This is a genomic window from Streptomyces hawaiiensis, from assembly GCF_004803895.1.
GTDB lineage: Bacteria > Actinomycetota > Actinomycetes > Streptomycetales > Streptomycetaceae > Streptomyces > Streptomyces hawaiiensis.
Genome location: NZ_CP021978.1, coordinates 3,270,051 through 3,281,929 on the forward strand (window position 1 = coordinate 3,270,051; position 11,879 = coordinate 3,281,929).

Consider the following 11,879-nt stretch of genomic DNA (forward strand, 5'->3'; position numbering starts at 1 on the left):
CCGAACGAACGGCCCCCGACCCCTCGGTCCGGGGCCGTTCCCCTGTCCCGGATCATGGACACCGGTGTCCGGCGAACGGGTGAAGGGAGACGCAGCGGTGGGCTACTGCCTGGAGATGAGCACCGGCGACATGAGAACGGTGGTGCGGCTGCTCACGGCGGTGGAGCGGACCGAGCAGCAGGAGCGCACGCTCGCCCGGGTGCGCACGGAGTGCGAGCGGACCGACGCCCGCTTCCAGGAGCAGGGCGTCGACCTCGACGTCTCCATCAGCCAGGCCCTGGACGAGCTGATCGACGGCACCCCGAGCACCGACCTGTGCCCCGCCTACAGCTACGCCTTCTACCAGGCCGTCGCGGCGCACTTCTCCGACCCCACCGACCTCGGCGCCTGGCGCCGCCCGGCGTGGTTCTACGCCATGGACGACGAACTGGCCCGGCACGGCGTACCGTCCGACCTGCTCCCGGGCACGTTCCTGTTCAGCGGTCCGCCGCTGCGGCTGCCCCACCCCGGCGACGCGGTGCCCGCGATCGGCACGCTGCCGGCCCAGCGGGCCGCCGCCCTCGCCGACGCCTACACCCGCGTACTCGACCGCCTCGACCCCGAATTCCGTGGCCCGGCCCGCCGGTTCGCCGACGCCATGCGGTGGGAGGCGGAGGAGTGGGAGAGCGCCCGGCAGCTCGGGACGAACCCTGACACGCTGCTCTTCTGGTTCCACTGACACCTGCTCGACCTCTTGACGCCGTCTTTCCCGCCGGGATACTTGCGGTCGACAGCGCGCCAACTGCCGTGTCGTTCAAGGGCTTTGTGCGGACGGCGGCGGCGCCTGTCCGAGATCCCGAACGTCGTGCGAAGTTTCGCAAGTTTCGTGACGACCACCCCCCACCGGAGGATCCGCACATGAGCCCACGCAAGGCACTCATAGCCGCCCTGACCGCCGCCCTGCTGGCCGGCCCCGGCGTCGCCCAGGCCGCCACTCCCCAGGCTGCGCCCACCCCCGCCCGGGAACGCGCCGCCGCGGCCACCATCACCTGGTCCCTCGTCCGTGCGAGCAACCCCACCGCGGACCAGCGCTCGGCCTACGACTCCATCACCAAGGCCATGAACGCGGCGGTGGCCCGTTACAACAACCTCAGCGACCTGGGCAAGACGATCACGGTCCGCTACGAGCCGGGCGTCCCCACCGCCGACGGCAGCACCAACGGCACCATCCGCTTCGGCAGCAACCGCAGCTACATGAACGAGCGGACGGCCCTGCACGAGATCTCCCACACCCTCGGCGTGGGACTGAGCGGGGGCTGGTCCCGCCTGGGCGGCAGCGGCACCTGGACCGGAGGCCAGGCCACCGCCCTCGTCAAGCAGTACGACGGCTCCGGCGCCAAGATCTCCACCGGCGGCGGTCACTTCTGGCCCTACGGCCTGAACTACGACAACGAGTGGTCGGGCACGGCGGCCGACCGCCACGTCCACATCGTCGCCGCGATGGTCCGCGACGGCCTGTAGACCCACCTCGCAAGGCCGGACCACCTCGCAAGGCCGGACCACCTCGCAAGGCCGGACCACCTCGCAAGGCCGGACCACCTCGCAAGGCCGGACCACCTCGCAAGGCCGGACCACCTCGCAGGGCCCGGACCACCTCGCGAGGCTTGGACCACCTCGCTTGGCCGGCCGGCGCTCAGCCCAGGTGCGTCGGCGCGAACATCCGCAGCACGGCCGGGAGCAGGACCACCGAGGGCCCGGGCGCGGCAAGCGCCCTGGCGAGGTCCTGCTCCAGGTTCTCCGGAGTCGTCCGCACCCCGGGGACACCGAAGGACTCCGCCAGGGCCACGTAGTCGGGCCGGGTCAGTTCCGTCGCGGTCGCCTCGCCGAACGCGTCGGTCATGTACTCGCGCAGGATGCCGTAGCCACCGTCGTCGACGATCAGCCAGGTGACGTTCAGGTCGTACTGGCGGGCCGTCGCCAGCTCGGCGATCGAGTACAGGGCCCCGCCGTCGCCGGAGACCGCGAGGACCGGCCGGGTCGGGTCGGCCGCCGCCGCGCCGAGTGCCGCCGGGAAGGCGTAGCCGAGGCCGCCCGCGCCCTGCGCGGAGTGCATGTGGTTGGGGCCCTTGGCGTCGAAGGCCGACCACGCCCAGTACGCCAGGATGGTCATGTCCCAGAAGGACGGGGAGTCGCCCGGCAGCGCCCTGCGCACGGACGCCAGGACGTCCTGCTCCAGGGTGAGTTCCTGGGTGGCGATGCGGTCGGCGACCTTGGCGAGCACCTCCCGGACCCGAACGGCGGCCGTCGCGTCCTCGCGGGCCGGCACCGTCTCCAGCAGGGCCTGCAACGCGAGCCGCGCGTCGGCGTGGATGCCCAACGCCGGGTGGTTGGACTCCAGCTTGCCGAGGTCGGCCTCGATCTGGACGACCCGGCCGCGCGGCTTGAACGTGTGGTAGTTCGAGGAGAGTTCGCCGAGGCCCGATCCGACGACCAGGAGGACGTCGGCGTCCTCCAGGAAGTCGGTGGTGTGCCGGTCCTCGATCCACGACTGGAGCGACAGCGGGTGCGTCCAGGGGAACGCGCCCTTGCCGCCGGGGGTGGTGACGACCGGCGCCCGGAGCCGCTCCGCCAGCTGCTTCAGCTTGCCGGAGGCGTCCGCCCGGACCACTCCCCCGCCCGCGATGATCGCCGGACGGGCGGCCTTGGACAGCAGGTCGGCGGCCACCGCCGTCAGTTCGGGACGGGGCGGCAGCTCCTCGGGGAAGGCGTCGCCGCCCGTCACCACCGGGATCACCGTCTGCGCGAGCAGCATGTCCTGGGGGATCTCCACCCACACCGGGCCGTGCGGGGCGCTCAGCGCCGACTTCCAGGCCGCCTCGATCGCGGAGGGGATCTGGGACTGAGTGCGGACGGTGTGGACGGACTTGACCACGCCCCGGAACGAGGCGGCCTGGTCCGGGAGTTCGTGGAGGTAGCCGCGGCGTCCGCCGCCGAGGCCCGCCGTCGGGACCTGGCTGCTGATCGCCAGCACGGGCGCGGAGGCCGCCGCCGCCTCCTGGAGCGCGGCGAGCGAGGTCAGGGCGCCCGGCCCCGTCGACAGCAGCAGCGGCGCGGCCTCACCGGTGATCCGGCCGTACGCGTCCGCCGCGAATCCGGCGTTGTTCTCCACCCGCAGGCCGAGGTACCTGAGGTCGGAGCGGCGCAGCGCGTCGAACATGCCGAGGGCGTGCTGGCCGGGCAGCCCGAAGACGGTCGTGGCGCCCAGCCCGGCCAGTGTCTCCACGACCAGGTCTCCGCCGGTGCGGCCGGGAGGAGGGTTCAGGGCGGCCTCCGTCTGGGCGGGCGTGGGGCGGAGCACCAGGTCGTGGTCGTGAGTCACTTCGCTTCCGAGTCCTTCCGGGCCGCGGCGATCTGGCGCGACATGATCGTGGTCAGTTCGTACGCCGTGTGGGACGCGGCCACCGACGTGATCTCGGCGTGATCGTACGCGGGGGCCACCTCGACGACGTCCGCGGAGACCAGGTTGCAGGACGCCAGGCCGCGCAGGATCTCCAGCAGTTCGCGCGAGGTCATGCCGCCGGCCTCGGGGGTGCCGGTGCCGGGGGCGTGGGCCGGGTCGAGGCAGTCGATGTCGATGGAGATGTACAGCGGGCGGTCGCCGATGCGCTGGCGGAGCTGGTCGGCGACCTCGTCGGCGCCGCGCCGGTAGACGTCGGCCGAGGTGACGATGCCGAAGCCCATCTTCTCGTCGTCGGTGAGGTCCTGCTTGCCGTAGAGCGGGCCGCGGGTGCCGACGTGGGACAGGGCGGAGGTGTCGAGGATGCCCTCCTCGACCGCGCGGCGGAACGGGGTGCCGTGCGTGTACTCGGCGCCGAAGTAGGTGTCCCAGGTGTCGAGGTGGGCGTCGAAGTGCAGCAGGGCCACCGGGCCGTGCTTCTTCGCCACCGACCGCAGCAGGGGCAGCGCGATGGTGTGGTCGCCGCCGAGGGTCATCAGGCGGGCGCCCGTGCCGAGCAGGTCGTCCGCCGCCGCCTCGACGGTCTCGACGGCCTCGTTGATGTTGAACGGGTTCACGGCGATGTCGCCGCCGTCCGCGACCTGGGCGAGGGCGAACGGGGAGGCGTCCTGCGCCGGGTTGTACGGGCGCAGCAGCCGGGACGCCTCACGGATCGCGTTGCCGCCGAAGCGGGCGCCCGGCCGGTACGAGACACCGGAGTCGAACGGCACGCCCACCACGGCGACATCGGCCCGGCCGACCTCGTCCAGCCGGGGCAGCCGGGCGAAGGTCGCCGGGCCCGCGTACCGCGGAACGCGGGAGGAGTCGACGGGCCCGCGCGGAGTCTCGTTGCCACTCATGAAGAGATGCCTTCTTTCCTGCGCTTCATCGCGTATGTACTGCTTGCTCTACGTCTCAGAACTCGCTCTTCGCTCGGTGTCGCGGGCGGGTGACGAGGACTGAGTGACGAGGACTGACCATAGGTGGCCGGAAAGCGACTGCGAAGTGTACGTTTCATCTATTCGAGCCATGCTGGATGGAGGGAACGCACACCACCATGCCGGACGCCCCGGCGGTCCCGCCGACTCCACCCACTCCACCTGTACCGCTGACCGCACTGCTGGCCCGCGAGGACCTGGCACTGCGGCACATCGCGGGGCCGTCCGCCGAGGGCGTCGTCGTCCACTGGGTGCACACCTCGGAGATGGCGGACCCGTATCCGTATCTGCTGGGCGGGGAACTGCTGCTCACGGCGGGCGTGCACATCCCGGAGGCGGCGGGACCGGGGACCGCGTACTTCGACGACTACGCCTCCCGGATCGTGGCGGCGGGCGGCGCGGCCCTGGGTTTCGGGCTGGCGCCGGTGCACGACACGGTGCCGGAGGCGCTGGTCGCGGCCTGTGCGTCGCAGGGCCTGCCGTTGCTGGAGGTGCCGCCCCGGACCACCTTCTCGGGTGTGGCCCGCGCGGTCTGGCAGCTGATGGCCCGGGAGCGCCTCGCCGAACTCCGCCGCGTGACCGAGGCCCAGCAGAGCCTCGCCGCCGCCGCGTCCCGCCCCGACCCGGTCCCGTCGGTGCTCCGGCAACTGGCGCAGCGGCTGGGCGGGTGGGCGGTGCTGTACGGGCCGGAGGGTGCGGAGATCGCGGGGGCAGGGCGGGAGCCGGTGGGTGAGGTGCGCGGGGCACTGGCGCGGCTGGCAGAGGTCGTACGGCCGGCCGCCGCCCCGGGTGAGCGTCCCGCCCCCGCCTCGGCTACCGACACTGTCGCAGGCAGCCACCTCGCCGCCTACGCCCTGGGCGCCGGGCACGGGTTCGTGCTCGGGGTTGCCGAGCCCGAGCGCGCCCCAGGCGACCACACCGTCGCCTCCGTCGCGGCCGTGCTGCTGTCGTTGCTCACCGGCGAGCAGCAGAGCGGTACGGGTGCGGCCCGCTCCTCCGCGCTGGTGCGGCTGCTGCTGGGCGCGCCGCCCGAGGAGGTCGCGTCACTGCTCGGCGACGGGCCGTGGATCGTCGTGCACGCCCGGCCGGACGGGGACGGCGCCCCCGACCCCGTCGCTGCCTCCGCGCTGGGCGCCGCGCTCGGGTCGGCCCTGGTCGACCCGGCGGGCGACGTCGCACGCGTCCTGGTCCCGGCCGACCGGACACCGGCTCCGCTGCCCGGCTGGACCCTGGGCGTCAGCGCCGCCGTCGCCCCGCACGACTGGCCCGAAGCCGACACCCAGGCCGCCCGCGCCCTGGCCCGGGCCCGCGCCACCCGCGCCCCGCTGCTCCGGCACAGCGCACGCCCCGCCCTCGCCGACCTCGTCCCGCCCGGTGAGGCGGCGGCCCACGCCCGTACGCTCCTCGCCCCCGTCACGGCCCACCCCGCGCTCACCGAGACCCTGCGCACCTGGCTCTCCCTGCACGGCAGCTGGGACCGCACGGCCGTCGCCCTGTCCGTGCACCGCAACACCGTGCGGCAGCGCATCGCCCGCTGCGCGACCCTGCTGGAGACGGACCTCGACGACCCGGACGTCCGCATGGAACTCTGGTTCGCGCTGCGGCGGCTCTGAGTATGTGAGCGGTGTCCCGCTGAGTACGTGACGCACATCCCAGCGTTCGATACGCCAGGGACGCCCACAGTCGGCTGCCTCACAATGGATGTCATGCCGATATCCGGGACACCCAGCCGCGCCGAACTCGTCGAACACCTCGTCAGGACGCGCATCGCGGGCGACGTCGCCACCCCCCGCGAGAACAACCTCTCCCACTACCGCAAGCTGGCGAACAGCGACCGCCACTACTGGTTCGGGCTGGAACTCGGCGACCGCTGGAGCGACGAGCAGGACGTCCTCGCGGTGATGGCGGAGCGGGTCGGCGTGAACGACGACCCCGAGTACCGGTACGGCCAGGACACCATCGACCCGGAACTGACCGTCGACGGGCTGGAGCGGATGGCCGGGCGGCTGCGCAAGGCGGCGGACGGGCAGCAGCGCGTCCTCTTCGCCACCGGCCACCCCGGCGGCCTCCTCGACGTCCACCGCGCGACCGCCTCCGCGCTGCGCGCGGCCGGCTGCGAGATCGTCGTCATCCCGGACGGGCTGACGACCGAGGAGGGCTACGTCATGCAGTTCGCGGACGTGGCGGTGCTGGAGCACGGCGCCACCCTGTGGCACACCCACTCGGGCGAACCGATGAAGGCGATCCTGACGGGCCTGGAACGCGAGGGCCGCCCCCTGCCCGACCTGGTCGTCGCCGACCACGGCTGGGCGGGCTACGCCGGACAGCACGGCGTCGACTCCGTCGGCTACGCCGACTGCAACGACCCTGCCCTGTTCATCGCCGAGGCCGAGGGCACCGTACAGGTGACGGTGCCCCTCGACGACCACGTCATCAGCCCCCGCCACTACGACCCGATGACGGCGTACCTGCTGTCGGAGGCGGGCCTCAGCTAGTCCCCCGCTCGCGCGGGACGCGGACCACGCCCTCCTGGATCACGGTGACGGCCAGCCGTCCGTCCTGCGTGTAGATGCGCGCCTGCCCCAGTCCCCGGCCGCCGTACGCGGACGGGGACTCCTGGTCGTACAGCAGCCACTCGTCGGCGCGGAACGGCCGGTGGAACCACATCGCGTGGTCGAGCGAGGCCCCCACGACATCCCCGACGGCCCAGCCGCCGCGCCCGTGCGCGAGCAGCACGGAGTCGAGGAGCGTCATGTCGGAGACGTACGTGGCGAGGACGACGTGCAGCAGCGGCTCGTCGGCCACGCCGCCCAGTTTGCCGTTGGTCCGGAACCACACCTGCGAGTGCGGCTCGCGCGGCTCGCCGAACTTCCCGTAGGGCGGCTCGTCGACGTACCGCAGATCGACGGCGGCGCGGGCCTCCAGGAACTTCTCCACCACCGGGGGGTCGATGTGCGCGTATCCGCGCAGCCGCTCCTCGCCGGTCGGGAGGGTCGCGGGATCGGGCGCGGCGGGCATCGGCTCCTGGTGATCCAGCCCGTCCTCGTACGTCTGGAAGGACGCCGAGAGATGGAAGATCGGCTTGCCGTGCTGGACGGCGACGACCCTGCGGGTGGTGAAGGAGCGGCCGTCGCGGATCCGGTCGACGGTGTAGACGATGGGCGCGCCGGGGTCGCCCGGGCGCAGGAAGTACGCGTGCAGGGAATGCGCGGGCCGGTCCTCGGGGACCGTCCGCCCGGCGGCGACGAGTGCCTGGGCCGCGACCTGCCCGCCGAAGACCCGGGGGACGACGGCGGAACGGGACCGGCCGCGGAAGATGTCCTCCTCGATCTGCTCGAGGTCGAGCAGATCGAGGAGGTCCTGTAGTGCCTGGCTCATGGGGTAGTTGTACCGGCCAGTGATCGCGTCTCGGTGTCGGGGGCCTTACAGGCCCATGTCCTTGGCGATGATCGACTTCATGATCTCGCTGGTGCCGCCGTAGATGCGGTTGACGCGGTTGTCCGCGTACAGGCGGGCGATCGGGTACTCGTTCATGTAGCCGTAGCCGCCGTGCAGCTGGAGGCAGCGGTCGATGACGCGGTGGGCGACCTCGGTGCAGAACAGCTTCGCGGAGGCGGCCTCGGCGGGGGTGAGCTCGCCGGCATCCAGGGCCTCGGTCGCGCGGTCGGCGACGGCCTCGGCGGCGTCCACCTCGGCCTGGCAGGCGGCCAGCTCGAACTTGGTGTTCTGGAAGTGCGCGACCGGCTTGCCGAAGACGGTGCGCTCCTGCACGTACTGCTTGGCGAACCGGACGGCGGCCTTGGCCTGGGCGTAGGCGCCGAAGGCGATGCCCCAGCGCTCGGAGGCCAGGTTGTGGCCGAGGTAGTAGAAGCCCTTGTTCTCCTCGCCGAGGAGGTCCTCGACGGGCACCTTGACGTCGACGAACGCCAGCTCGGCGGTGTCGGACGTCTTCAGGCCGAGCTTGTCGAGCTTGCGGCCGACCGAGTAGCCCTCGGACTTGGTGTCGACGGCGAAGAGGGAGATGCCGTGGCGGCGGTCCTCGGCGGTCGGGGCGGAGGTGCGGGCGCAGACGATCACGCGGTCGGCGTGCACACCGCCGGTGATGAAGGTCTTGGCGCCGTTGAGGACGTAGTGGGTCCCGTCCTCGCTCAGCTTGGCGGTGGACTTCATGCCCGCGAGGTCGGAACCGGTGCCCGGCTCCGTCATCGCGATGGCCCACATCTCCTCGCCGGAGACGAACTTCGGCAGGAAGCGCTTCTTCTGCTCGTCGGTGGCGAGCATCTTGATGTAGGGCAGGGCGAGCAGCACGTGCACGCCGGAGCCGCCGAACTGGACACCGGCACGAGCGGTCTCCTCGTAGAGCACGGCCTCGAACTTGTGGCTCTCCAGGCCCGCGCCGCCGAACTCCTCGGGCACGTTGATCCCGAAGATGCCCAGCTCGCCGAGCTTGTAGTAGAAGTCGCGGGGCGCCTGGCCCGCCGCGAACCACTCGTCGTACACGGGTACGACCTCGGCCTCGATGAAGGCGCGAAGGGTCTCCCGGAACGCCTCGTGATCCTCGTTGAACACCGTACGGCGCACGCCGCCACCTCCACGACTTCGCATGTCTAAGCGCTTGCTCAGCCAAAGATACCGGCGAGTATCGAGGGGCGTCCAGGGTGGAGGCGGAGAGAGCGGGGTAACGCTCGTCACGCCGGGAGGGAGTGGGGAGGGGCCGGGGAGGGGCGAGGTGAGGCTCGCGGGGGGCGAGGGGGCCCTGCCGGGTGCGGGGGCGGAGCCCTGCGGGGGTGTGTGATGGGGGCGAGCCCCTGGGGGTGCAGGGGGCGAAGCCCTGCGAGGGCGCGATGGGGGCGAGCCCCTTGGGGGCGCAGGAGGCGGAGCCCTGCGAGGGCGCGATGGGAGCGAGCCTGGGGGCGCAGAGGCGGAGCCCTGCGGGGGCGCGATGGGAGCGAGCCCCTGGGGGTGCAGGGGGCGAAGCCCCCGCCGGGGCGCGGGGCGGAGCCCCGAAGCGAGCCCGACCTCTCGGCCCACAGTTACGGGCGGGCGGGTGGGCAAACCCAGGGGGTGCAGGGGGCGAAGCCCCCGCCGGGGCGCGGGGCGGAGCCCTGAGGCGAGTCCGGCCTCCTGGCCGACAGCTCCGGGCGGGTGGGTGGGCGAAGGCCCCTAACCCGCCGCCGCCGCAAACGCCCCCCGGGCCATCCGATGCAGCAACTCCGCCGTAGCCCCCCGCCCGGGCAACGACCCCGCCCTCCCCAGATGCGGCGTCGAGTTCAGCAACCCGAACACCGAGTGCACGGCCGACCGAGCCGCAGGCTCCCCGAGCCCCGGGTACACCTCCCGCACGACCCCCACCCACAGCTCCACATACTGCCGCTGCAGCTGCCGCACCATCTTCCGGTCACTGTCCCGGAGGCGATCCAGCTCCCGGTCGTGCAGGGTGATCAGAGGCCGGTCATCGAGCGCGAAGTCGATATGCCCCTCGATCAGCGAGTCGAGCACCTGCTCCGCCCCACCCCCGTCCGCCTCCGCAAGCCTCCGCTTCCCTCCCGTCAGCAACTGCCCGCTGATCCCCACCAGCAGCTCCGCGAGCATCGCGTCCTTGCCCGCGAAGTGCCGGTACAGCCCGGGCCCGCTGATCCCGACCGCGGCACCTATCTCGTCGACTCCGACCCCATGGAAGCCCCGCTCGGCGAACAGCCGCGCGGCCTCCTTGAGGATCTGCTCACGGCGGGTGGGGGCGTCGGTTCTGGTGGCCATGAAATCAATTCTAGACAGGGAGGTTAGCGGTCGTTAACCTGAAGGAAATGCGTTAACGCTCATTAACAAGGTGAGGGGACCCGCAGGATGCACGAGGCACCGGAGCTCACGAGCGCGGCAGACCCCGCGTCGGAGGCCTTTCGGGCCAACGAGGAGGCGCACCACGCCCTCGTCGAGGAGCTGCGCACCAAGCTCGCCGCAGCCGCACAGGGCGGCGGCGAGAAGGCCCGCGCCCGCCACACGGCACGCGGCAAGCTGCTCCCCCGCGACCGCGTGGACACCCTCCTCGACCCGGGCTCGCCCTTCCTGGAGCTGGCCCCGCTCGCGGCCGACGGGATGTACGACGGCCAGGCTCCGGCCGCCGGCGTCATCGCCGGCATCGGCCGGGTCAGCGGCCGAGAGACCGTGGTCATCGCCAACGACGCCACGGTCAAGGGCGGCACCTACTACCCGATGACGGTGAAGAAGCACCTCCGCGCCCAGGAGGTCGCCCTCGACAACCGCCTCCCCTGCGTCTACCTGGTGGACTCGGGCGGCGCCTTCCTCCCCATGCAGGACGAGGTCTTCCCGGACCGCGACCACTTCGGCCGGATCTTCTACAACCAGGCCCGTATGTCCGGCGCCGGCATCCCCCAGATCGCCGCGGTCCTCGGCTCCTGCACGGCCGGCGGGGCGTACGTCCCGGCGATGAGCGACGAGGCGGTGATCGTCCGCGACCAGGGCACGATCTTCCTGGGCGGCCCGCCCCTGGTGAAGGCGGCCACCGGCGAGGTCGTCACCGCGGAGGAGCTCGGCGGCGGCGAGGTCCACTCCCGCGTCTCGGGCGTCACGGACCACCTCGCGGAGAACGACGCGCACGCCCTGCGCATCGTCCGCACGATCGTCTCGACCCTCCCCCCACGGGGATCGCTCCCCTGGGAGGTCACGGAGGCCACGGAACCGAAGATCGACCCGCACAGCCTCTACGGCGCGGTCCCGGTCGACTCCCGCACCCCCTACGACGTGCGCGAGATCATCGCCCGGGTCGTCGACGGCTCCCGTTTCGCCGAGTTCAAGTCCGAGTTCGGCCAGACCCTGGTCACGGGCTTCGCCCGGATCCACGGTCACCCGGTGGGCATCGTCGCCAACAACGGCATCCTGTTCTCCGAGTCCGCCCAGAAGGGCGCCCACTTCATCGAGCTGTGCGACCAGCGCGGCATCCCGCTGGTCTTCCTGCAGAACATCTCGGGCTTCATGGTCGGCAAGGACTACGAGGCGGGCGGCATCGCCAAACACGGCGCCAAGATGGTCACGGCGGTCGCCTGCACGCGCGTACCGAAGCTGACGGTCGTGGTCGGCGGCTCGTACGGCGCGGGCAACTACTCCATGTGCGGCAGGGCGTACTCCCCCCGCTTCCTGTGGATGTGGCCGAACGCCAAGATCTCGGTGATGGGCGGCGAGCAGGCCGCCTCGGTCCTCGCGACCGTCAAGCGGGACCAGCTGGAGGGCCGCGGCGAAGCCTGGCCGGCCGAGGACGAGGACGCCTTCAAGGCCCCGATCCGCGCCCAGTACGAGCGCCAGGGCAACGCCTACTACGCATCGGCCCGCCTCTGGGACGACGGTGTGATCGACCCGCTCGACACCCGTCAGGTCCTGGGCCTGGCCCTGACCGCGTGCGCCAACGCGCCCCTGGGTGACCCCCAGTTCGGCGTCTTCCGGATGTGAGGGGA

Annotated in this window: 10 protein-coding genes; 5 read left to right on the forward strand and 5 right to left on the reverse strand. The window is 72.2% G+C overall.

Translation table 11 applies throughout. The features are described 5' to 3' along the window. Window positions 1-64: 64 nt before the first annotated feature. Window positions 65-718 carry a DUF7691 family protein gene (locus tag CEB94_RS14970; RefSeq protein ID WP_246111802.1) on the forward strand — a complete coding sequence of 218 codons (654 nt, stop codon included), beginning with the start codon at window positions 65-67 and terminating at the stop codon, window positions 716-718. Window positions 719-897: 179 nt separating this feature from the next. Continuing rightward, window positions 898-1,500 (forward strand): hypothetical protein, encoded by a 603-nt coding sequence (locus tag CEB94_RS14975; protein ID WP_175432703.1) that lies wholly within the window; start codon window positions 898-900, stop codon window positions 1,498-1,500. A gap of 172 nt (window positions 1,501-1,672) precedes the next feature. Here the strand turns inward: CEB94_RS14975 and CEB94_RS14980 are convergent, their stop codons facing one another. Together CEB94_RS14980 and speB are read right to left on the reverse strand one after the other, a co-directional pair. Further along, window positions 1,673-3,358, reverse strand: a complete 1,686-nt coding sequence (locus tag CEB94_RS14980; protein ID WP_175432704.1) for a thiamine pyrophosphate-binding protein — start codon at window positions 3,356-3,358, stop codon at window positions 1,673-1,675. Beyond that, complete coding sequence (gene speB / locus CEB94_RS14985; protein ID WP_175432705.1) at window positions 3,355-4,335, reverse strand: agmatinase; 981 nt, start codon at window positions 4,333-4,335, stop codon at window positions 3,355-3,357. The genes CEB94_RS14980 and speB overlap by 4 nt, the downstream gene beginning before the upstream one ends. Before the next feature lie 176 nt (window positions 4,336-4,511). On the opposite strand from speB, the gene CEB94_RS14990 reads away from it, so the two are divergent. Continuing rightward, window positions 4,512-6,026 carry a helix-turn-helix domain-containing protein gene (locus CEB94_RS14990; RefSeq protein ID WP_246111803.1) on the forward strand — a complete coding sequence of 505 codons (1,515 nt, stop codon included), beginning with the start codon at window positions 4,512-4,514 and terminating at the stop codon, window positions 6,024-6,026. Between the two features lie 93 nt (window positions 6,027-6,119). After that, window positions 6,120-6,908, forward strand: coding sequence for a phosphatase (locus CEB94_RS14995; protein WP_031130525.1), 789 nt, complete (start codon window positions 6,120-6,122; stop codon window positions 6,906-6,908). Here CEB94_RS14995 and CEB94_RS15000 read toward each other — a convergent pair. The 3 genes from CEB94_RS15000 to CEB94_RS15010 all read right to left on the reverse strand — a co-directional run bounded on the left by CEB94_RS15000 (window position 6,901) and on the right by CEB94_RS15010 (window position 10,170). Then, on the reverse strand, window positions 6,901-7,791 hold the full coding sequence (locus CEB94_RS15000) for an acyl-CoA thioesterase (RefSeq protein WP_175432706.1): 891 nt from the start codon (window positions 7,789-7,791) through the stop codon (window positions 6,901-6,903). The genes CEB94_RS14995 and CEB94_RS15000 overlap by 8 nt on opposite strands. Window positions 7,792-7,836: 45 nt before the next feature. Beyond that, on the reverse strand, window positions 7,837-8,994 hold the full coding sequence (locus tag CEB94_RS15005) for an acyl-CoA dehydrogenase family protein (RefSeq protein WP_175432707.1): 1,158 nt from the start codon (window positions 8,992-8,994) through the stop codon (window positions 7,837-7,839). A 582-nt stretch (window positions 8,995-9,576) separates the two neighbouring features. Further along, entirely contained in the window at window positions 9,577-10,170 is a 594-nt protein-coding gene (locus CEB94_RS15010) for an SACE_7040 family transcriptional regulator (protein ID WP_175432708.1), read from the reverse strand. A gap of 87 nt (window positions 10,171-10,257) precedes the next feature. On the opposite strand from CEB94_RS15010, the gene CEB94_RS15015 reads away from it, so the two are divergent. Continuing rightward, window positions 10,258-11,874 (forward strand): carboxyl transferase domain-containing protein, encoded by a 1,617-nt coding sequence (locus CEB94_RS15015; RefSeq protein ID WP_175432709.1) that lies wholly within the window; start codon window positions 10,258-10,260, stop codon window positions 11,872-11,874. Window positions 11,875-11,879 lie beyond the last annotated feature (5 nt).

Bases quoted from the DNA above. Each gene is read 5' to 3' on its own strand.
- CEB94_RS14990 (WP_246111803.1), top strand. From the start codon at position 4,512: ATGGAGGGAACGCACACCACCATGCCGGACGCCCCGGCGGTCCCGCCG.
- CEB94_RS15015 (WP_175432709.1), top strand. From the start codon at position 10,258: ATGCACGAGGCACCGGAGCTCACGAGCGCGGCAGACCCCGCGTCGGAG.
- CEB94_RS15000 (WP_175432706.1), bottom strand. From the start codon at position 7,791: ATGAGCCAGGCACTACAGGACCTCCTCGATCTGCTCGACCTCGAGCAG.
- CEB94_RS14995 (WP_031130525.1), top strand. From the start codon at position 6,120: ATGCCGATATCCGGGACACCCAGCCGCGCCGAACTCGTCGAACACCTC.
- CEB94_RS15010 (WP_175432708.1), bottom strand. From the start codon at position 10,170: ATGGCCACCAGAACCGACGCCCCCACCCGCCGTGAGCAGATCCTCAAG.
- speB (WP_175432705.1), bottom strand. From the start codon at position 4,335: ATGAGTGGCAACGAGACTCCGCGCGGGCCCGTCGACTCCTCCCGCGTT.
- CEB94_RS14975 (WP_175432703.1), top strand. From the start codon at position 898: ATGAGCCCACGCAAGGCACTCATAGCCGCCCTGACCGCCGCCCTGCTG.